At 45.0% G+C, this 22,056-nt stretch carries 16 protein-coding genes; 3 read left to right on the top strand and 13 right to left on the bottom strand.

Annotated elements, in window-relative coordinates; genetic code table 11:
• Positions 1-47: 47 nt before the first annotated feature.
• Positions 48-935, bottom strand: a complete 888-nt coding sequence (locus L2730_RS00380; protein ID WP_248972771.1) for a LysR family transcriptional regulator — start codon at positions 933-935, stop codon at positions 48-50.
• Between the two features lie 114 nt (positions 936-1,049).
• Here L2730_RS00380 and L2730_RS00385 point away from each other — a divergent pair, with 114 nt between their 5' ends.
• Entirely contained in the window at positions 1,050-1,190 is a 141-nt protein-coding gene (locus tag L2730_RS00385) for a hypothetical protein (RefSeq protein WP_248972772.1), read from the top strand.
• A 49-nt stretch (positions 1,191-1,239) separates the two neighbouring features.
• On the opposite strand, the gene L2730_RS00390 is transcribed toward L2730_RS00385, so the two are convergent.
• From L2730_RS00390 to L2730_RS00400, 3 genes are all read right to left on the bottom strand, one after another.
• On the bottom strand, positions 1,240-1,455 hold the full coding sequence (locus L2730_RS00390; RefSeq protein WP_248972773.1) for a TIGR02450 family Trp-rich protein: 216 nt from the start codon (positions 1,453-1,455) through the stop codon (positions 1,240-1,242).
• A gap of 127 nt (positions 1,456-1,582) precedes the next feature.
• Positions 1,583-1,843 carry a DUF5062 family protein gene (locus L2730_RS00395; RefSeq protein WP_248972774.1) on the bottom strand — a complete coding sequence of 87 codons (261 nt, stop codon included), beginning with the start codon at positions 1,841-1,843 and terminating at the stop codon, positions 1,583-1,585.
• 106 nt (positions 1,844-1,949) lie between these two features.
• Positions 1,950-3,152 carry a cation:proton antiporter gene (locus tag L2730_RS00400; protein WP_248972775.1) on the bottom strand — a complete coding sequence of 401 codons (1,203 nt, stop codon included), beginning with the start codon at positions 3,150-3,152 and terminating at the stop codon, positions 1,950-1,952.
• A gap of 122 nt (positions 3,153-3,274) precedes the next feature.
• On the opposite strand from L2730_RS00400, the gene L2730_RS00405 reads away from it, so the two are divergent.
• Positions 3,275-4,141, top strand: coding sequence for a universal stress protein (locus L2730_RS00405; RefSeq protein ID WP_248972776.1), 867 nt, complete (start codon positions 3,275-3,277; stop codon positions 4,139-4,141).
• Here L2730_RS00405 and L2730_RS00410 read toward each other — a convergent pair.
• From L2730_RS00410 to L2730_RS00450, 9 genes are all read right to left on the bottom strand, one after another.
• A complete protein-coding gene (locus L2730_RS00410) occupies positions 4,113-6,701 on the bottom strand; it encodes a cation-translocating P-type ATPase (RefSeq protein WP_248972777.1) in 2,589 nt (862 codons plus the stop codon). The two genes, L2730_RS00405 and L2730_RS00410, sit on opposite strands and share 29 nt — an antisense overlap.
• Positions 6,702-6,952: 251 nt before the next feature.
• Positions 6,953-7,375 (bottom strand): nitrate reductase cytochrome c-type subunit, encoded by a 423-nt coding sequence (locus L2730_RS00415; RefSeq protein WP_248972778.1) that lies wholly within the window; start codon positions 7,373-7,375, stop codon positions 6,953-6,955.
• A complete protein-coding gene (gene napH / locus L2730_RS00420) occupies positions 7,372-8,253 on the bottom strand; it encodes a quinol dehydrogenase ferredoxin subunit NapH (protein ID WP_248972779.1) in 882 nt (293 codons plus the stop codon). The genes L2730_RS00415 and napH overlap by 4 nt, the downstream gene beginning before the upstream one ends.
• The gene (gene napG, locus L2730_RS00425; RefSeq protein WP_248972780.1) at positions 8,250-8,984 is read right to left on the bottom strand and encodes a ferredoxin-type protein NapG; all 735 of its coding nucleotides are present in this window, start codon (positions 8,982-8,984) and stop codon (positions 8,250-8,252) included. The genes napH and napG overlap by 4 nt, the downstream gene beginning before the upstream one ends.
• 61 nt (positions 8,985-9,045) lie before the next feature.
• Positions 9,046-11,529, bottom strand: a complete 2,484-nt coding sequence (gene napA / locus L2730_RS00430) for a nitrate reductase catalytic subunit NapA (protein ID WP_248972781.1) — start codon at positions 11,527-11,529, stop codon at positions 9,046-9,048.
• Positions 11,519-11,794, bottom strand: a complete 276-nt coding sequence (locus L2730_RS00435; RefSeq protein WP_220735722.1) for a chaperone NapD — start codon at positions 11,792-11,794, stop codon at positions 11,519-11,521. Before L2730_RS00435 ends, napA begins: the two co-directional genes overlap by 11 nt.
• Before the next feature lie 345 nt (positions 11,795-12,139).
• Positions 12,140-13,246 (bottom strand): lipocalin-like domain-containing protein, encoded by a 1,107-nt coding sequence (locus tag L2730_RS00440; protein ID WP_283105610.1) that lies wholly within the window; start codon positions 13,244-13,246, stop codon positions 12,140-12,142.
• Positions 13,243-15,765 carry an ABC transporter permease gene (locus L2730_RS00445; protein ID WP_248972782.1) on the bottom strand — a complete coding sequence of 841 codons (2,523 nt, stop codon included), beginning with the start codon at positions 15,763-15,765 and terminating at the stop codon, positions 13,243-13,245. The genes L2730_RS00440 and L2730_RS00445 overlap by 4 nt, the downstream gene beginning before the upstream one ends.
• A complete protein-coding gene (locus L2730_RS00450) occupies positions 15,758-16,426 on the bottom strand; it encodes an ABC transporter ATP-binding protein (RefSeq protein ID WP_248972783.1) in 669 nt (222 codons plus the stop codon). The genes L2730_RS00445 and L2730_RS00450 overlap by 8 nt, the downstream gene beginning before the upstream one ends.
• Before the next feature lie 288 nt (positions 16,427-16,714).
• Here L2730_RS00450 and L2730_RS00455 point away from each other — a divergent pair, with 288 nt between their 5' ends.
• The gene (locus L2730_RS00455; protein WP_248972784.1) at positions 16,715-22,003 is read left to right on the top strand and encodes a PAS domain S-box protein; all 5,289 of its coding nucleotides are present in this window, start codon (positions 16,715-16,717) and stop codon (positions 22,001-22,003) included.
• The last annotated feature ends 53 nt before the right edge of the window (positions 22,004-22,056 follow it).

Below are 22,056 nucleotides of genomic sequence, written 5' to 3' on the forward strand. Positions count from 1 at the left end.
TCGAATACGTCCTTGGTAGTAACTATGCGATATTTGGATACATATAATTAGCTTACACTTAACTCTCTGCTTAGGTTGATGAAAGTCGATGCCGCAGGTGTCAGTGGCAAGTTTTTACGCCAAATTAGCGCTAAATCCCAAGTCAGTTGAGGGTTGAGTGCTTTATAAATCAAAGTGTCTGAGTTCACTTTCTGGCAGATAGGTTCAGGCAAAATAGCCACCCCCATTTTAGCTTCAACCATCGCGGCGATAAAATCCCACTGGCCACTTTGAGCGGCGACATTAAGCTCTACATTGGCTGCTCGACTTAAACGATGAATTAATTTTGTCAGTGAGAAGTCATCGTTATATTGGATGAACGGGAACGGCGCCAGATCTTGCCAGCAGATACTATCTTTTTCGGTTAGCGGGTGCTCTTTCGGCAGGCAAGCTAATAACGGGTAGCCTTTGAGCTCTAAGCTATCGAATTCTTGAGTGTGGGTCGTTGGTAGAGCGGTAAAAGTCAGATCTAGGCTGTCGTTAAGCAAAGCTTGCTCTGCACCGAAACCACCTAACTCTTGAATACTCAGCTCAACCCCTGGGTATTTTTTCCTGAATTGGGCAACGAGCTCAATGATCATCTCACCCATCATTGGACAAACTCCTAAGCGCAGTTGCCCTGTTTGTAGGCCATTAAGGCTATTAAGATCTTCGCGGAGTCTATGCCACTGCCCGACAATTTGCTGTGAAGTGCAGATAAGTGCTCGACCAGCTTCTGTGGCGATCACTTTCTGGTTATTGCGGATTAGCAATGGTTGGCCAAGATTCTCCTCCAAGCGCTGGATCATTTTGGTTAGGGTTGGCTGAGTCAGGTGCAGCTTTTCTGCCGCACGGGTGTAATTGCCCATTTCAACCAAGGTCACGAAACAGTGTAGATTCTTAATTTGAATATTCATGCTTATATGGAATGTAGTCGATGGATATTATTCATTTTACTAATAGTATAAACAAGATTACTTTGACCTCAAGCACATACCCAACCATTTATTCCATTATCAGAGGTCACCGCTATGAAATCTTACCAAGGTCTGTTTGCTCAAGCACTTTATCTAGCCGCAATGCCGTTAAACTCAGAAGAATCGAGCAAGGCTAAAGCGAACATCAATGAGCAAGAGTGCATTATTGAAGAGTCTACGAATAAGCAGGCTTAAAACTGCAAAAGCATAACGTAGAGACGAGCGCTGATAACCCACTGCCAATCTATTGCCAGCCAAAGTGCCATTTGTCCTCGTTTGTTAATTCGTGCCAATCGATTTGATATTGGGCACGAGTTAACACAGCTTCAAATAGACATAAGCTGACCAAGCCCTCCTCATCAAATTTTACTTTAGTGACTAAAAAGTGTTTCTGCTTTTTTCTAGGCTCAACGGCTGTCCACTTACTATGAAGCAACTTTCTTGGATTTATTTTATTCATAGTGGTTTTTACGAAATATAGCCACGAAAAGATCAATGATGATTTATAACAATGAGTAGAAGAGAGCGGGAAAAGTAATCGGAACCCACCGAGCTTGTTACAGTAGGTTCGATTAAAGCTGCGGCGTTTAGTTGAGTAGTTCGTGATCTGCAGGTAACTGACGGCTTATCCATAGCACCAGTTTGTGCTTCATATTAGGACCATCTTCTTTGTCTTTTGATAGCGCTTGAATGAGGTTATCTTTAACTAATAAGCGGTAAATACACTCGACTTTATCTTTCGGTGAAATCCCCTGACCGAAATCAGCAAAACCTCTTTTCTTGGCATATCCCACACCAATTTCCATTGCAAGTTTTAGCAGTTGTGCATCGTGTTTTCCAGACTTCATATAGACACTTCTTAAGTCGATTGATATAGCTCTAACGTTACCTGAATCTAACTGAATGGCAAGAGACATTGCGCAGATAAGATGAGTTTAATCATTAGCATTAAAATCACTGTTTAGCAGGTTTTTGCTCTTTTAATGACCCCTTTAACATTAGCGGCCCTGCGATGGTGGTAATGACGATAATCATCACTAATTCAGTGAATAGTTTCGGCGGAATGATGCTCGCTTGGCGCCCCATCTCAGCAAAGACTAAGCCGACCTCACCACGAGGCACCATAGCGCAGCCAATAGTGAGTTTTTTTCGCCATGGCCCCTGAGCTGAGAATCCCGCCGCCAGTTTGGTTAAAATAGCTATTAGCGCTAGCCAAGCGAGTAACAGTAATCCTGTTCCGCTTATATCCAACTGGCTTAGATCCACCGTAATTCCAACGTAAACAAAAAAGATAGGCGCGAAAACATCGATAAGAGGTTTGGTGGACTTTTCCAGCCTATGTGTAAATGCAAAGGGATTTTGCAGGTAGCGGTTTATTGGGGAGACAAATTGTCGTGATAAAGCAATACCTACAGCAAAGCCGCCAAGTAGGGCAGGGGCGCCGAATAGGTGGGCTAACCAGGCAAATAGGCAGATGAGAGAGACGATAATAAAGACGTCATAACCGGGTTGTTTGAATCTCGATTGAAACCCGCGTGCTATATAGATTAACGTACGAGCTAATGGCGGAGCGATGAGTAAAAAAATGATGACTTTGAGGGTAAGCAAGACTATTGATAAAAAGTTTAAGCTACCGGATTCATTGAAATTTAATAGAATACTAAGTAAAACCACCCCTGCCACATCATCGATGACAGCCGCCCCTAAAATAATTTGCCCTGCGTGGGTATGAGTCTGTTTAGCTTGTGACATGACTCTAATGGAAATTCCTATACTGGTTGCAGTTAACGCACAACCAAAAAAAAGTGCGGTAAATGTAGATAAGTTGAGCCAATATGCAGCCGCAGCACTGGCGATAACTGCAGGGAATAAAATACCACTTAAAGCGACCCATAAAGAGTGTCCTTTAGCGTGATATAGCCGCTTGATGGAAGTGTCACAGCCAATATCAAACAGCAGTAAAATCACCCCTAATTCGGCCAGTACTGAAAGGGTATTGTGCGGGCTTATCCAGCCGAGAACTGAGGGGCCAATAAGTAATCCTGCAATAATCTCTCCCACTACCGCTGGTGAGCCTAACTTAGCTGCAAACTCGCCCAGCAGTCGACCGCACACCAGAATAAGAAAGATGGAAATTACAAAGCTATCTATTGCCAATTTCCGCTCCTTAAATTATTTCCACGCCGCTTTTGATCTTGATCATGACTCTGCTGCAAAGCGCGGCAGATCTGAACAAGCTTGTCTAAGCTAAAGTAAGGTAATAATAGCTGGAGCAAACCATGGATAAGGTATTTATTATTTCGCAGCGAGAAGAGTCTCATGTAGATGCTATTGCTGCGGGAATTGACTTGGCTAAAGGGCTGGGTAAACGTGCTGAGATTTTTGCCTACAGCTTCGAATACTTTGGCAGTGCTGAATATTATAATACCAGCTTCGCTGCGGTAGCTCATAAGCATATCATGAAGCAGCGCGAGGCGAAGATTGAAGCGGAGCTGCAAGAGTTGCAAGCACAAGAAATCCCTATCCATAGTGTTTGGAGCAAAGACCTGTCTGAACATGCCTGTAATCATTCTATTCGTCATGGCTTCGATCTCATGGTTAAAGCGGTGCATCATGCTGACCATTATCTCCCTGTTGATTGGAACTTGATTCGCCATATTCAAATCCCCCTTATGTTGTTGACCGATAACCCGCTACACAAAGGTAATGCTGTCATGATGGCTGTTGACCTTGGTAATGAAAAACCGATTAAAAAGCAGCTTAACGAGTCAGTCATTAAACATGCTAAGGCCTTAGCTAAAGCCACGGGTTGCCAACTGCACTTAGCTTTCATTATCAGAGTACCTAAAGTCCTTCGTGATATGGACTTGATCAATACCAGCACCTTGGTAAAAGATGCCTACAAAAAACATCAACAGCAACTCGCCCAGTTGGAGCTCGATCCGGACTGTATCCACATTACTATTGGTGAACCAGACCTTTGTCTTTATGAGCTTTCTTGTCGATTTAAGGCGCGCTACTTAGTACTTGGTGCATGCCAGCGTCGCGGTATTCTTGGTTTCGTTATTGGCAATACGGTTGAATCCATAATCAGTAGAATCCGTAGTAATGTATTGGTTATTCCTGCTGATGATTGCTCATCGTAGCCGCTATTGTCGGGTTTGTTTTAGTTCGCCAGTGTCTTTTATGGAGTTCGTCCACAACAAATAGCACGGAAGCGGTAATGAGTAAGATTAACCAGTGGCTAAAACTAATAGGAGTTAGTTGCAGCGCATCACTTACTCCAGGCGTATACATGGCGCCGATATGGATCCCTTGTGCAATGAGAATGCCCACGAGCAATATCGGATTGCTAAAAAAAGGGATCCTAAGTAGCGACCTATGTTCCGAGCGACTATTGAGGGCATGTACATTTTCAAATAACACCATCAACATTAATGTTAAGTTTCGGGCTTGTGTTTCATCGGCACCCATTTGCAGTGATAGTGCGAACAAAGAAAATGCGACTAACCCCATAGTGAGGGCACTGCTAAATACGCGTTCAAGCATTAATCGATCAAAGATTGGTTCCTTCGGAGAGCGGGGGGCTTGAGACAGCTCTTTGCCCTCTGCAGGCTCAAAAGCAAGAGCCACATCTTGAACTCCGTTGGTGACAATGTTGAGCCAAAGGATCTGTAATGGAAACAGCGGAATAGGGAGTGCGAAAAGCACACTAAGCACAAACAGAAAAATCTCCGCAGCACCGGTACTTATGAGTAAATATATTACTTTGCGAATATTGTTATATACCACTCTCCCTTCGATGATGCCTTTGACTATTGAGCTGAAGTTATCGTCGGTGAGTACCAGTGATGCGCTTTCTCTCGCAACATCAGTTCCTCTAAGCCCCATTGCGATACCTACGTGAGCGTGTTTTAAAGCTGGTGCGTCATTCACGCCATCTCCGGTCATGGCGACAAATTCCCCTTGCCTAATAAGTGATTGAGTGATTTCCATTTTCTGCTTTGGCTTAACTCTGGCAAATACTCTATGGCTACTGACGAGCTGATCGAATTGCAATTCGCTTTGCTGCTTAGCCTCTGCGAGTGCTTGGCCTGTAATCGCACAATCATTCTTGGTGGCTATATTAAGCTGTTGTGCCAATGTTAGTGCGGTTGTTGGATGGTCGCCGGTGATCATGGCCACCTTGATTTGTGCTTTTTTACAGGTATTTATAGCATCTATTGCATCAGGTCTAAGGGGGTCGTTCATGGCGACTAAACCAAGAAACTCCAGTTGGTTGAAATGGTCATCTTGTGGGTTGCCAAGGCCATGAGCTAATGCGAGCACACGGTAACCCTGCTCTGCCATTAAGTGGGTTTGGTTGATTATTTTGGTCTGTAATTCAGTGTTTAATGCACACATTGGGATAATCTTTTCTACCGCTCCTTTGACTGAAACCCTCGGGCCTAGTTCACTGGCATCAATGCTGGCACTCAAGCCCTTTTCTGACTCATAGGGAAATAGTCTTAATTGGTGCTGTCGCAATGAGTTGAGAGATAATCTTAGCTTATGTCCAATGACCAAAAACGCTAAATCGACACCATCCCCATCGGCGTGTATCTCGCCATTGTCATAAACTAAGTGCGCTTCGTTGGCTCGTATTCCAGCGTTGACTAACTGCTCTAGATTTGGTTCTGCCGCTAAATCGACCATACTATTGTTTGTGTTATGGCTAACAACGCCAGTAGAGTTTAACCCTTCGCCAGTAACCTTGTATGTCCGATCGTTTGCTAGCCATATTTGCCCTATGGTCATTTCATTTACGGTCAAGGTGCCTGTTTTATCTGAGGCGATAAAGGTACATGAACCAAGTGCTTCCACTGCCACAAGTTTACGAACTATCACATTGGCTTTTGCCATTCTTTTCATACCGATGGCAAGTGCTACAGTAATGGCTGCTGGCAGTCCCTCTGGGATGGCAGAGACTGCAAGTGCGACGCCGAGTAAAAACACGTCAGTAAGTGCGGCGCCGCGAACTAAGGTTAAGCCAAATATTAGGGCGATAATTATGATTATGGCGATTGCAATTCGCATTGTGAATTGATCGATTCTCTGCATCAGTGGTGGCTTTGTAATACTCCCTTGGTGAACCAAGTTAGTAATCTGCCCTATCTGCGAATTGAGACCTGTGGCGAACACCTCTCCTTCTGCTCGACCATGAGTCACTAAGGTGCCGGCGAGTGCTTGCTTTGTATTGCTAACCGATGCGGACTCGCCTGTGAGTGCGGACTCATCAACTTGAAATTGCATAGATTGAACGAGTTTTATATCTGCTGCGATGCGATCACCGCTGCTGAGGATGACCCAGTCTCCAGGAACTACCTGTTCACTTTTGATCAGTATGGGGTGCCCATCCCTAATGACTCTGCTTTGTTGGGGAACCATATTAGCTAATGAGTCGGCAGCCTGCTGAGCTGAATATTCTTGAATTGCCCCTATCAGTGCGTTAAGCATTAATACAATTGAGATAAAAAGTGCGTTGATAAGCTGATTAAGGAGTAAGCAGGCAATAACTGCTGCAAGAAGCACATAAATGAACGCACTACGAAACTGGATAACGAACAGCCGAAAGAAGCTATTTTTGGGCGGCTTTGGCAAAATGTTTTCACCAAACTGCTTCAATAACTTCTCTGCCTGCGGGGTCGTCAGCCCTTGAGTTGCCACAGTGACTCCCTAAGTGTTTTTTATTCTACCCTTTGATCTATAGTCAATAATTAAAGAGTTAGGCAGTTAATCGGATACTTAATTGACCAGCATCAAAGGTAGGCTGACATATGTAGAGTGTGGTTTTGTATTTAAGCTTGATGTCGTAACAGGGGGGGCCACTATTTAGTGATTTATAAGGAGTTTTAATGATAAAAAACCACCCCAATAGAGGTGGTTTTAAGATATTTACTTAGCAGGATCGAACAAGATTACTTGTTTGAAAAGTCGTTCTCTACAAGCTCTGTTTTGTTTTCTGCTTGCGGTGTATGACACTGGGTACAGTTGTAGTACTCATTGTTAAGTTTAGCGTCAGCTAGCAAGTGTGAAGGATCGATCTGAGTCGCCTTCATACGTTTTGCTTTCGCTGGGCTGTGACAGCTCATACAGCCGTTTTTCTTAAGCGTGATAGGGTATTCGGCTTTATGTGGGATCATCGGTGGTTGATGTACAAAAGTACGCTCAATTGACTTACCACGCTTAGGGTAAATCGGTGCTGCATCTGCTGCACGAATATCGGTGATCTCTGACTTACCAAGTGAGCTAACGTTTACCGGCTCTGCTTGAGAAGTTGCTTGCTGACCAGAACAAGCGCTAAGCGCCAATAGCGCAGCTAAGGTGAGTGCTTTTTTCATTGGTTGTTCTCCGCCTTTAGGGCAATTCGATTTTGATACTGGAAAACGCGTTGGGCACAAACGTCGATACAACGGCCACATTGAGTGCAATCACTGTCGGTTATCATCGGCTGCTGTCCTCGCAAGGCAGGTTTTAATACCTGTCTTTCAGGGCAGACGTCAAAACAATCCATACAGTTATCACAATCTTTGGCATTCACTGCCGATACTTTAACTGGACTGGCTTTACCAAGCAGAGCAAATAATGCACCTGTTGGACAAAGGTGTCCGCACCATGCTCGCTCACTGATAAACAGATCCAGTAAGAAGATGGCGGCTAATATCCATAAACCACTGCCAGCGCTAAATAACACTGCTCGATACAATACAGGAACAGGATTTACCCATTCCCAGACTGTCATGCCTGTTAGCACGGGCAGAATAAGCACGAGTGCTAGTAAGTAGTAACGCAAATTTCTTGGCATCTCACTGGTGCGAGGCAAGTTCATTTTGCGGCGTAACCAACTAGCAAGATCTGTCACCATGTTAACGGGGCAGACCCAGCTGCAAAATACTCGACCACCCAGTAACGCATAAAACAGTGCGATAATGACGGCGCCAAGTATCAGGCTTAGCTCTGGAATATGACCTGTCAGTAGCACTTGCAAGCTGGCAAGTGGATCTGACAGAGGTACAACACTTAGAAGCTCACTGGCTGAGAGGTTACCTTTTAGCAACCACAGGCCAAACCAAGGGCCGATGGCGAACATTGCAAAAACGCTGACTTGGCTTAAGCGGCGTAAGAATAGGAACTTGTGAGCTTGCCACCATCCTAGTTCATCGATTGCCGCCTGGGCGAAGCCCGGCTTTTTCAGGGTATTATTTTTGCTGTGGCTCATAGTTCAAGCCCCTTGTTCAGCATCTCAAGTGTAGTTTCTTCAGTGTTGATATAAGTATCGTGTGCGGCAGTTTTACCGAGCGCAATATGAGCAGGCAGTACTCTGATCGCAGCTTCCTCTAACACGCAAACATGTTCACATTTACCACATCCAGTGCAGCTATCGCTGTTGACCGTAGGTAGGAACATAGCGTGGTGGTCGCTACGATTATTGTGTTGCATTTCAAGCGTGATAGCGTCATCAATTAACGGGCAAACCCGGTAACAGACATCGCACCTTAAGCCTTTAAAGTTAAGGCAGTTCTTCTCATCAATAAGTACTGCTATTCCCATTTTTGATTGATCGATATCGGTAAGTTCATGATCCAGCGAGCCCGACGGGCAAGCCTTAACACAGGGGATATCTTCACACATCTCACAAGGAATGGTGCGGGCGGTGAAATAGGGCGTGCCCGTTGCTGCACCTTCAAACCAGCGCGCTAGTTTGAGGGTGTCATAAGGGCAAGCTTCCACGCACAGACCGCAGCGTACACAGGCTGAGAGAAAATCATCTTCGCTTAATGCGCCTGGAGGTCTAATCGCGAGTGGATCTAACTGTGCTGACTGTTTAGCCACTGCAGTTATTCCCATCCCTAGTAAGCCCATTGCGCAACCTGCCTTAGCCGAAGTGGCTAAGAACTGGCGGCGGTTGACGCCTTTGACGCTGAACTTACTTTGATTGACCTGACTCATTTGCTTTCGTTGTCTCCGCTTTTGCTCAAGCGATTAAAGTTAAGTGTGTTGGTGAAAAGTCTTAAGCTTTCATCACTTTGACTGGACACTTCTTGAAATCTGTCTCTTTTGACAGAGGATCAGTCGCGTCAAGTAACAACTTGTTGACCAGTTGGCGCGCATCGAAGAATGGCATAAATGCCACGCCTCTTGGCGGCTTGTTACGGCCTTTAGTTTCCACACGGGTTTTCACTTCACCGCGAGGTGAAGCAACAATCACTTCATCACCACGTTTAACGCCACGTGCTTTGGCATCTTCTGGGTGCATAAAGATCTGTGCATCTGGGTAAGCACGGTATAGTTCAGGTACACGTGCAGTCATTGAACCTGTGTGCCAATGCTCTAGAACACGACCGGTTGATAACCATAGGTCATACTCTTTGTTTGGCTCTTCTGCTGCTGGCTCAAACGGTAGTGCAAAAATAACGGCCTTACCATCTGGTTTACCGTAGAAGTTGAAGCCTTCACCGGCTTTAACATAAGGATCACTACCTTCAACAAAGCGACGTAGGGTCTCTTTGCCGTTAACTACAGGCCAGCGTGCACCACGGTTTTCATGGTAAGTATCGAAGTCTGCTAGATCGTGAGCGTGGCCGCGACCAAACTGTGCGTACTCTTCGAACAGACCTTTTTGAACGTAGAAGCCGAACGCATCAGATTCATCATTAAGATCTGCTTTACACTCTTCAGCAGGGAACTTGTTAACTACGCCATTGGCAAATAGCACGTCATAAAGTGTTTTATCTGCATATTCAGGCTTCTTAGCAATTAGCTCTGCAGGCCATACTTCAGAGACTTTAAAGCGCTTAGAGAATTCCATAAGCTGCCATAGATCAGACTTAGCACCTTCTGGTGGCTTAACTTGCTGATGCCACATGTGAGTACGACGCTCAGCGTTACCGTAAGCACCTTCTTTCTCAACCCACATCGCGGTTGGCAAGATCAAATCTGCAGCCATTGCAGTTACTGTTGGGTATGGATCTGATACCACAATGAAGTTTTCTGGGTTACGGAAACCTGGGTAAATCTCATCATTGATGTTAGGACCCGCTTGCATGTTGTTGGTACACATAGTCCAGTAACAATTCAGCTTGCCATCTTTAAGCATACGGCTTTGCAATACAGCATGGAAACCAGGCTTTGGTGGGATAGTCCCTTCAGGCACTTGCCATAGTTTTTCTGTTTTAGCACGATGTTTTGGATTTTTAACTACCATGTCTGCAGGTAGACGGTGCGCAAACGTACCGACTTCACGTGCAGTACCACAAGCAGATGGTTGACCCGTTAGTGAGAATGGGCTGTTACCAGGTGTTGCGATTTTACCCGTCAATAGGTGGATGTTATAAAGCATGTTGTTTGCCCAAACACCACGAACGTGCTGGTTAATACCCATGGTCCATAAGCTCATTACTTTCACTTTTGGATCGGCATAGGCTTTAGCCATCAGCTCGAGCTTTTCTGGCTCAACGCCACTCATCTCCGCTGCATATTCAAGCGTATAAGTGCTAACAAACTTAGCGTACTCATCAAAGCTGATAGGCGCAGATTTACCATTACCTGGGTTCTTTGCTTTTTGTTCTAATGGATGCTCTGGACGCAAGCCATAACCGATGTCAGTTGTACCTAAGGCGAACTTAGTGTGCTTGGTGACAAACTCTTTGTTAACTGCATCATTCTGGATAATGTAGTTGGCAATATAGTTAAGGATCACTAAGTCAGACTGAGGACGGAAAACCATTGAATTATCAGAAAGATCGAAGCTGCGGTTTTCGTAAGTAGACAGTACATGTACACGGCTAGTCGGGCTGCTTAAGCGGCGATCTGATAGACGAGCCCAAAGGATTGGATGCATCTCTGCCATGTTTGCGCCCCATAGGACGAACTCATCTGCGGCTTCAAGGTCATCGTAACAACCCATTGGCTCATCGATACCAAAGGTACGCATAAAGCCACCAACAGCTGATGCCATACAGTGACGCGCGTTAGGGTCTATGTTGTTGGTAAGGAAACCTGCTTTGTGCAGTTTAGACGCAGCGTAGCCTTCCCATACTGTCCACTGACCGCTGCCGAACATACCTACAGCTGTCGGGCCTTTAGTTTTAAGTGTGTTTTTCCACTTATCAGCCATGGTATCGAGTGCTACATCCCAGCTAACTGGCGTGAATTCACCCTCTTTATCATATTTGCCATCGGTCATACGCAGTAGCGGCGTCGTTAGACGATCCTTGCCATACATAATTTTCGATAAGAAATAACCTTTAATACAGTTAAGGCCTTTGTTGACAGGGCTTTCTGGATCGCCTTTAGTTGCAACAACTTTGCCATTATCTGTACCGACAAGAACACTACAACCTACGCCACAAAAACGACAAGGTGCTTTGTCCCACTTAATGCTATCTTTTTGCTCTGCAGCTTCTACTATCTTCACTGGCAGAGTCGCACCGACGGCTGTTGCGGCGGCAACTGCTGCGTTGGCTTTTAGAAACTCGCGACGGCTAATGCTCATGGTGTTCCTCACTCTTTTGTTCTACTGGATCGACTTGATGATAAATAAGGCTGCTATTAATGACGCCTTCAAAGGCGTTAATAGCTTCGACGTTATCGAGGATAGATCGTTGAGTTTCACCTTCTAGGGTGACCACAAACTTTCCTTCATCGGTAACGGCATGGATTTCGGCGCCAACAAGGGCAGACAAGCGTTGCTTGATATCTTCTACAGACTTGGACGCTGCATGTATGACTAAGCTGGTAATATGAAATTCTTGGCTCATTCTTCTACCTTCTTTGTTTTGGCAAATAACGGCGATGAAAAATCTTGCGGCTACTTACCAAGGTTTAACTCGAGTCTAGACCTCATAGAAAATGTGGGTATACCTCACAAGGGGTATTGAGGTTTTTTATCGACCAAGATCAACTTTTAGAGGGTGATCTAGTTCTCAAATTTACTAATAAAGACTAGAAGCTTGTTTGAATTTTGTCCACTCGAAATGTTAGCTTGCGCTACATTAAATATCCAAGATATTCATAAGCTTAGTAAATGATAATTATTCTTATCTATTGCTTTTTGAACGTAATAAAATCGTTCGTTTAGCTTTTGTTTGAGTGGTTATTACGGCTTAGTAGCCGGTGAGTTCCATGTAACCTTCGCCGCTATGGCTCCCCTCTATACTGATCGGTCCCTCCCAATAAGGGATAGAGAGCGGCATGCTAGAGTCATTATTTAGCGCAGTGGTGCTAATATTGATATTTTCTGAAGGAATTTGAATGCGCCACTTTATTGGGTAACGTCCTGACTGTGTCTGTTGCCATGCCGTGGCAGTCATACTTATCTGCTCACTGGCAATGTTGCGACCACGACCATCTCGATGCATAACACGGGCGCTATAAAAACTACTCTGGGTTTTGCTATCATCCCTTAGTTGAAACAACATCAGTGCGGTGTTGCTATCGAGTCGGATAGCAAACCAATCCCAACCCTGCTGTGTTTTCGATAAAAACTGCGAGCTCCATTCTCTGTCGAGCCAAGCTTGTCCGCTAACTTTCTGCTGTTTACCATCGATGACTACATTGCCACTGACATTGATAAAAGGTTGGCTGTAGTAATAGGAGGCGACGCTGCCTGCTGCATTCTTCTCACTGTAACCATTGTCACCTTGCAGCTGAAAGGGCGCAGTTGAATCAAGTTGTAACTGATAACTGAAATCTTGACCACTAACACTGAGTGTTGCGGGAAATAGGTGCTTGCTCTGGCTTAGCCATTGCCAGTCATCTTGCCTAATGGATAGCGGCTCTGCTTGGGTGCCAGCAATACTTTGATGACCGCGAGACCACTTCTCTTCAGCTAAATGGTTGGATATAGAGGTAACTGCGGTATGCGACATATAGAGTTGCTGGGTCTGCCAGGAAGTGCTATTAATCGGTGTATTTTGCTCGTTACTCAGCTCTGAGGGCGGTGCTAATGCAATGCGAAACTGGGTCCACTGTAAGCCAATTTTTTGCTTTGATTCAGTCTCGAGATTAGCGGTGAGATACCACCATTCCTGCCTGAAATCATCGTGCGCCATATGATCATCTGGAAAGCGTAATATGACGTTTGGCTCTACCGGACTATAACCTTGTGTATTACCATCGAGTAGCTCTCCCATGCCCGCAGTGCTTTGTTGCGCAGGGGAACAGGCTGTTATGCAAAGCGCCAAGAGCGTAACCACAATCGCTTGGTTCATAATACCTCCTGCTGCAAACTGCTGATCAATGGTTTGCGAGTTTGCCAATATAGCGGCAGTAATACGGCAAGTGCGCTGGCAGCTAGAGCGATTGCCACCACTCTAAAATAAGCTTGCCAGTCCCAAACCATAGCGATACTCCAGCCAAATGCTTGTAGCGTTACCTTGTTAATTAATAGATAACCCAATAACGCACCACTTGGCAGTGCGAGAAGACAAGTAAACAGGACAATTAGCAACATTTGTAGTGACACCAGACTTAGCAGTTGAGTTCGGCTCACGCCCAGTGCATATAAACGAGCCAACGGTGCTTGTCTCGCTTTGGTGAGCATCAAACAGGCACTGAACAGCCCAATAGCGGCAACCATAAGGGTAAGGCTGTTAAGAACCAACGTAATCGAAAAGGTGCGTTTAAAGATCTCCAATGCGCGCTGTTTTATCTTGGCTTGGTTATACATCTGCGCTGCGGACAATGGAACTTGCTGCTGTAATACCTGTTCTAATTCAGCGATATCGCCATCGTAACTGGCTGCAATACTGCTAGGTTTGCTGGGCAAGTTCAATTGCTGCCAAGTTTGCTGACTAACAATGACTTGACCTAACGGATTGCCGTAGTCGTAAAAAATGGCTGCAATCGGTAATGGAGGTTGCTTGGCAGATTCGAACTCTGGCAGTGAGATCGAGTCACCGACTTTGAGGCGATACTTGATAGCCATGGGCTCACTTATCATCAGCGCTTTGCCCCCAAAAAACTGCGGCCATAGGTTATCGGTTTGCGCTTTCATTTGATTGCTATTTCTAAGCGAGTGTTCATCTCGGGTCATCAAGCTCACTGGGGTATGTTGATATTGGCTGTTATGCACCCACTGGCCGTATATTTCAGTTACTTTAGGCTGCTGAGCAAGCAGTGTTTCAGTGGCTACGATTTTGTCATTAGGTGGGCGAATATAAATATCTGCATACAAGCGGGCATCTAGCCAGTTCTTCAAGGTTATCTCAAAGCTGCCAACCAGGGTGTTCATCGAAATATTAGCGGTTAACGCCAATAACATCGCCATCATCGCCAGTGACAATGGAGCGATCAACTCTTTGCTCTCAGCAACCGCATATTGCCATAAGCCATTGCTAGTCACACGGGTAGAAAGGCTAAGGCAAAACTGCAGTGATAATGGCAGCAGCAAGGGAATTGCCACCGTGACGACACCCAATAACACCAGGCTGTGTTGATACTCTTGAGTTAATGGAAACAGCATTGCAGCGAGGATGAGCAGAGCAATAGCGACCATAAACATAATTCGCTGGTATTGTGCCGCATGGCGTTGCTGTTCAAAGCGGCTAGCGCTACGGGCTAAAGGTTGCTTTGCTAATGCATTAAATAGTGGGAAGCATGCGCAGATAGCGGCAACAAATGTCAATCCAATAGATTGATAAAGCCAGCTCCACTGCCACAGTCCCGGTAATAATCTAGCGCCATAAAGTTGCTCTAGTGTTAGGGCTATCATAGGTTGCAGCCAGTGGCTTAGTTGCAAGCCAAGTATAAAACCAAGGATAGAGCCGATAACGACCAATACCAGTAGCTCTAACATTAGTGCGGTTAATAATGCTAGCTGTGGGATCCCTTGTTGTTGCAGTTGTACCAGCAGTTTTTGTCTTTTTAATAAACTGTAACGTACACCGTTATAAGCGATAAATAGCCCAACGACAAAGGCGAGTAGGCTCATAGCGGTTAAATTCAAGTGGAAACTACGCGTTAGGCTCGTCAGTCCTTCGCCTTCATCCTGCTCAGCAATTTCAAACTGTTGAGCACTTTGCTCGCTAAAGATTTGCGTCACTTGCGTGTTGAGCTTATTGGTATCACCAAACAATGCGATGTAACTTAGCTTGCCGTATTTATCTAATAGTCTCTGGCCTAAAGAGATATCCATGAGAATGGCATTACCGAGCCCAAGCTCGTCATCTAAGCTAATAACGTTAAGTGATTCACCTTCAAGCTTAAGTTGACCATCAGTGGTTGCTTGTTCGGCAAAGCTTTCACTCATGAGTATGTAAGGCTGTCCAGAAAGCAATTTAGCCAACGGGATCTGACTTGAAAGCAATGAGGTTTGTGCGGGCTCAGCTGATTTATCTGAATGTTGCTTAAATTGCTGCACTGACAGTGCGGCAATCAAATCACTGGCTTGAATATCCCACCGCTGACCACTGTCATCGGTCACAGTGCCTGTTAGTACCGCCAATGATTGACTCACACCGGCTTGTCGAAGGCGAATGTAAACTGATTCTGGAACAATTTTTTGTCCGGCAATCGGTGCGAGAATAAGTTGAGCACGCTGACTTAATAACTCCGTTGCCTGGGAATAACTGCGCACTGCATTTTCGTTGGTTGCGCGAACGCCTATCAGCAACATCACCGCCAATATAAAGCCGAGCAGTATGGCGCCAGCTTGTAAAGGTGCTTTCAGGTAGTGGCGAGCAAATACCTGTAAGCTAAGGCGGACGGATAACCTAAACTGGCTATTCATTTATCTTGCCTTGCTCCAAATGCCAGCGCCTTTTCATAAATTGCGCACATTCATTGCTGTGGGTCACCATCAATATGCTAGTGCTGGATTCATTGGCCAGTTCGGTCAGCAGCTGCATCACCTCAAAACCTGCTTTTTCATCGAGGTTGCCGGTAGGTTCATCGGCCAGTAATAATCTAGGTTGGTGTGCTAATGCTCGTGCTATGGCCACCCGTTGCTGTTGGCCGCCTGAAAGCGCTTCAACATGACGTTTCTTAACATCATTTAAACCGAGCTGTTTAATGAGGTGATCAACCCAAGGTGACCACGACTGTTTATTGAGGCGCAGTGAGAACGCAATATTGTCTTGTACATTTAACGGGGTGAGTAAGTTGAATTGTTGAAATACGACACCGAGGTCGCGGCGTCTAAATTGACTCCACTGTTTGTCCTGCCATTGGCTGGTGTTGTCACCAAATACGCTCAGCTTACCGCTATCGATAAACTCAAAACCGCCGATGATATTGAGCAGGGTGCTTTTACCGCAGCCACTGGGTCCAGTTAGGGCGACGGTATCAGCACCTTCAAGCTGCAAGTCAATTTTATCGAGTACTTGGTGATATTTGTCACCGTCATTAAACCCTTTAGATACTCCAGATAAAGCTACGATACTTTTGCCCATTACCACTCCTTTGTCGGTGACTCAAAGCATGGTGCAAAGAGTGCCGATTGGCTTTTTTCAATATTTACTTTCGAGCATAGTAATAACAGTGTATACGCTTAGTGAGAGTAATTGGATCCTTTATCAATAAATCTTATTTGATTGAATTTTAGGTGTTAACTGCCAGTATTGCCTACACTTATTAGCGAGTTCTAATAACCCTATTAAGTCCAATAAAAAACGTTGTCAAAGCAGCGATATCGATTTTTGGCTTTACTGCACTGCTTATCGGCGATAGACCTGTGGAAAATGGAAATGAGTAGACTTCGCACCTTTCGTAGCCGAATTTTATCGCAAATTGCCTTACCGTTAATTGGGATCATGGCAATAGTATTTAGCATCAATGCTTGGTTTAACTATCGAGCAGAAGAGCAGTACATCTATGATGATTTAGAACAGCAAGCTGACAATATTGCTCGAAGAATTGAATTCCTTCTTAAATCTGCGGAAACAGATACCCGATCTATTGCTGATCTTCTCGGTGATAGTCGTAACAATGGTTTATACAGTGATGAAGCAAAACTTAATCTACTGCTGACGCGGAGGCTCGATAGGCACCCTGATTTTTACGGTAGTGCCATTGCCTTTCAAAAGTCTTCCTCTAATGAGTTATTCGCTCCTTACGCATACCGTGATGGCAGTAAGATTAAGGTTATTGATATCGGGGCTGATGGCTACGATTACACTGATGGCAATTGGGATTGGTGGACGAAAGCGATAAATAGCATCAACGGCTATTGGTCAAGTCCCTATTTTGATGAAGGTGCCGGTAATGCATTGATGATCAGTTACTCACAGCCCTTTGGTGAGTCATTGCCCTATGATGGGGTGATAACCGTTGATCTGGCGCTAAATACCATTCCTAAAATGGTGAATGTTGCGGCAGGTAGGATTGTGGTGATAGATGATAAAGGTCAACTTGTTTACCACCAAAATGATTCTCTATTATTGGCAGAAAGTACTGATAAATGGTTGGCTAAAGTCGATAGCAATCAGGCTTTTATTAACTTAGTACGCAGTAGTCAACCTGGTTATAGCTATGTTGAAGATAGCCAGGGCCAAGGTTACTTAGCCAGTGTCGGCGTGGTGCCATCACTCGATTGGCGAGTGGTAATCATGACCTCTCAACAACAGTTACATAATAATTTTTTGCTAGGGTTTTCATCGCTGGCGTTAAATTTACTGCTGATATCAACCATCCTATTATTCACTGGCTATTTCACTGCTAGGCGGTTGACTCGTCCTATAGAAGAGCTGGAATCGGGGATTGCAGCTTTTGGTGCTGGCGAAACTAAACGCCTTGAAAAGCCAAAGGGTGCCGCAAGTGAACTTATCACTCTGACTGATAAATTTAATGATATGGCACAGGTGCTAGAGGAGCGAGAACAAGCCTTGCTAGACTCCCGTGGTAACCGTTTTGCAAAGTTGATTGATGGCATGAGTGATAAATCTTTTTACTGCTCTCTAGAGCCTGATGGGCATATAGCTCAGGTCAGTGAAGGTGTTGAAAAAGTACTGGGGATCACGCCTGAATTATTGAAGCGCAAATATCAACGACTCTTTTCCGACAACCCAATTAATGAACAGAATTGGCAATACATGGATGAGGCGCTGCAGGGGAAAATTGTTCCTCCTCATCAAATAGAGATGTTGGATTCATGCAGTAAATTACGCCGACTAGATGTGTTTATGCAGCCTTTGTTGTCAGATAATCAAGAGCTACTCTCGGTTGAAATGTTATTTAACGATGTGACTGAGCAGTTTTCGGCAGCGGCCTGGTCAAACGCCGTGTTGGAGTCTGCACCTGAGGCAATGTTGATTGTTGATGAGGCGGGTAAGTTGGTCTTTACCAATAGCCGTTGTCAGTTACTGTTTGGATACGATGAAGCGCAAATGCTGGCGATGTCAGTTGATCAGCTTGTCCCCGATTCAGTTAGACCTAAACATGCTGGCTTACGTGAAAAGTTTGTCGCTGAAGGGAGAGATCGCAAGATGGGGCTGGGAATGAGCTCTGATCTGATGGCGCTTAAAGCTGATGGCAGTGAGTTCCCTGTTGAAATTAGCCTTGGCTTATTGCCTGTTGATGCCGATGGTCAGCGCCAAGTGGCTGCTACGGTGCGCGATATGACCGAAGAACTCAAGATTGCACAGCGTATTAAAGACAGTGAAAATCGTTTTCGTGGCTTAGTGACCAACATTCCTGGTGCTGTTTATCGTACTCGTATTGCAGATATCTGGGTGATGGAATATGTCAGTGACAATATCGGAGATATTACTGGCTACCCCGCAGCAGATTTTATTGAAAACAGTAAGCGTAGCTTTGCTAGCCTGATTATTGAAGAGGATCTAGCTATTGCTACTCATGCCATTGAAACTGCATTGGTCGAACAGAAAAGCTTTGAAGTGCAATATCGAATCCAGCATCGAGATGCCAGTATTCACTGGGTGCATGAGAAGGGCAAAGCTATTTACGATGGCCAAGGAGTTGCACTGTGGTTTGATGGCAGTATTAATGACATAACCGTCAGTAAGGCAGCGCAAGAGAAAATTGCCCAATCTCAGCAACAACTTGAAACCATTACCGAGTCGATCCCGAGTACCGTCTACCAGTTGCATTGGCGATCAGATCGCGATCGCAATTTTACCTTTCTCTCTAGTGCTTGTATTACCACCTTAGGTTTTCACCGAGACCAGGTGATTGATAATTTCGACCTCGTTGCCGAATGTATTATCAACGATGAGCGTTCCCATATCATAGAGGCTTTATCCGGGGTGAGTTCGTCGGGTTTGAATTGGACTGAAGAGTTTCGCTATCAGCACCCTATGGGTGATATCCGCTGGTTACAAGCGGGGGCACACGGTAACCAACTTGCCGATGGCAGTATTATCTGGAATGGTTACTTGATGGATATTACTGAGCGCAAACAGATCGATAAAGAGCTAGCTAAGCGTGAGGCGCATTTTAGAGCACTTTTTGATAATGCTGGAATAGGTATTGTAAATGTCGATGAACGCGGGATCATTTTAGATTGTAATGAACAATTTAGTCAGTACGTTCAATTATCATCAGATGAGCTTAATGGCAGCTCCTTTTTTGACTATCAGCATAGCGATGACAAAGAAGCAGCCAAGCAATTGTTTAGTCAATTGATGGGAAATGATGGCAGCAGTATGACTGCAGAGATCCGTTTATTGAGGCAGTCTGGTGATGTGATGTGGATGGATCTGACCTTAACTGGCCTTCAAGATAAGCATGGTACGCTCAATTCTGCAGTGCTATCGATGGCAAATATTACTTCATTGAAGCAGATCTCAAACGAGCTTAAACAAGCCAAAGATTCAGCCGATGCTGCCAGCAAAGCAAAGAGTGATTTCTTAGCGAATATGTCCCATGAAATTCGCACTCCGATGAACGCTATTATCGGTATGTCGCAGTTATGCTTGCAAACTGAATTAGACAAGAAGCAGCAAAATTATGTGCAAAAGATTGATAGAGCCTCAAAGTCACTACTAGGGATTATTAATGACATCTTAGATTTTTCAAAGATAGAAGCGGGCAAGCTCGATATTGAATCTGTTTCTTTCCAGCTCGATACCATGCTGGAAGATCTCAGCGATATGTTCTCGGTTAAAGCAGCCGATAAACAGCTGGAGTTGCTGTTTGCGGTAGCCCCTAATATTCCCAGACAGCTTGAAGGAGACCCGCTGCGCTTGTCCCAAGTACTTATTAATCTCATGAACAATGCCGTTAAGTTTACCGACCAAGGAGAAGTGTTGCTGTCTATCAGTCAGCTTGAGCGTATAGAAGATGTTATCACTCTGCGCTTTAGTGTGCGGGATAACGGTATTGGTCTGACGGAAGAGCAACGCAACAAACTATTTAAATCATTCAGTCAGGCGGATACATCTACAACCCGTAAGTATGGTGGTACAGGGCTAGGGCTTGCTATCTGTAAACAGCTGGTGGAGTTGATGGGTGGTGAAATTGGCGTAGAGAGTCAATTTGGTAACGGCAGTACCTTCTTTTTTACCGTTAAGTTCAAAGTGGCAGATAACAAACTGATTAAGGCGGGACAAGAGCTAGAAGGGATGCGGATTTTAGTGGCTGACGACAATGCCACTGCGCGAGATATTTTGCGCACCACACTGGAAAGTATGGGCTTTGAGGTTGATACCGTCAAAAGTGGCGCTCAAGCAGTAGAGCGCTGCAAAGCAACCCAATACCCTGTAGCGCTAATTGATTGGTTAATGCCTGAAATGAACGGCTTAGAAACCTCATCGGCAATTATTACGAATAGTGAAACGCCGCCCAAAATCTTAATCGTCTCGGCACATGCAAATACCGAACTGACCGATCATATCGAGGGTAGCGGTATCGCAGGTTATATCACTAAGCCTATCAGTGCTTCACGTCTGCTGGATGGCATCATGTCATCACTAGGTAAAAGCGGTGCCATACCTGTGCGTCGTAAAGGCATTGAGGTGAACCAGAAACTGCTGGCGCAGCTGAAAGGTAAGCGTATTTTGTTGGTGGAAGACAATGAGATGAACCAAGAGGTTGCCACTGAGTTCCTTGAGCAAGTAGGCATAACACTGTCGATTGCTGATAATGGCCAAATAGCGCTTGAAAAATTAGCAACACAGACATTTGATCTGGTGCTCATGGATTGCCAAATGCCTGTGATGGATGGTTACCAAGCCACGCAAGCGCTACGTAAAATTCCTGAGTTAGCTGACCTCCCGGTTATCGCTATGACGGCAAACGCAATGGCAGGCGATAAAGAGATGTGTCTGCGTGTCGGCATGAATGACCATATCGCCAAGCCAATAGAAGTGTCGCTGCTATATACCACCTTGTTGGAGTATCTCGGTAATCGGAAAGAGCAGGTGTTAGCCAGTGATTTAGGCGATAGTAACACAGACGCTGCTGTACTCTTTTGGCCGCAACATGATGAGCTAGATGTTGATAAAGGCTTGCAGTTAGTGCAGAACTCGGTGCGCCTTTATAGACGAATATTTGAACGTTTCTATACCGGGCAGATGCATACTGCCGAGCAGATAGAATTGGCGTTAAACCAAGGTAAAGTCGAGGATGCAATCCGCTATGCACACACCTTAAAGGGGGTGTCGGGCAATTTGTGTGCACCGAGATTAGTTGAAGTTGCTAAAGCCATTGAAGCTCAATTAACTGCTGACAGTGATGCTGATATTACTGCTGAAATTGACGAACTAAAACAGCTAATAGAAGTGATCTGTCAGGCTATTTCAGAATGGATGACACAATTAAACCTGCCAGAATCTGTGGTGCCAGCGGCTGAGGATATCAAGGTTCTGTCTGCCGCAGAGTTAAAGATCGCGATTGTAGAGTTGCTGATCATGTTAGAGGAAGCTGACTCGGATGCCGTTGAAAAAATGGAGGAGATAAAAGCTCAGGTTGCCGCTGATATGTGGCACAAAATGAATCCGGCACTGGCGATGATTAACAGCTATCAATTTGATGATGCCGCAGAGCTTATTAGATCGCTATTTGAGGTTTGATAGTTTTATTTGAGTTTGTTAATAGTGAAAAATATTGGCGTATCCAAATGCGC

This window comes from Shewanella kaireitica (genome assembly GCF_023284045.1).
Classification (GTDB): domain Bacteria; phylum Pseudomonadota; class Gammaproteobacteria; order Enterobacterales; family Shewanellaceae; genus Shewanella; species Shewanella kaireitica.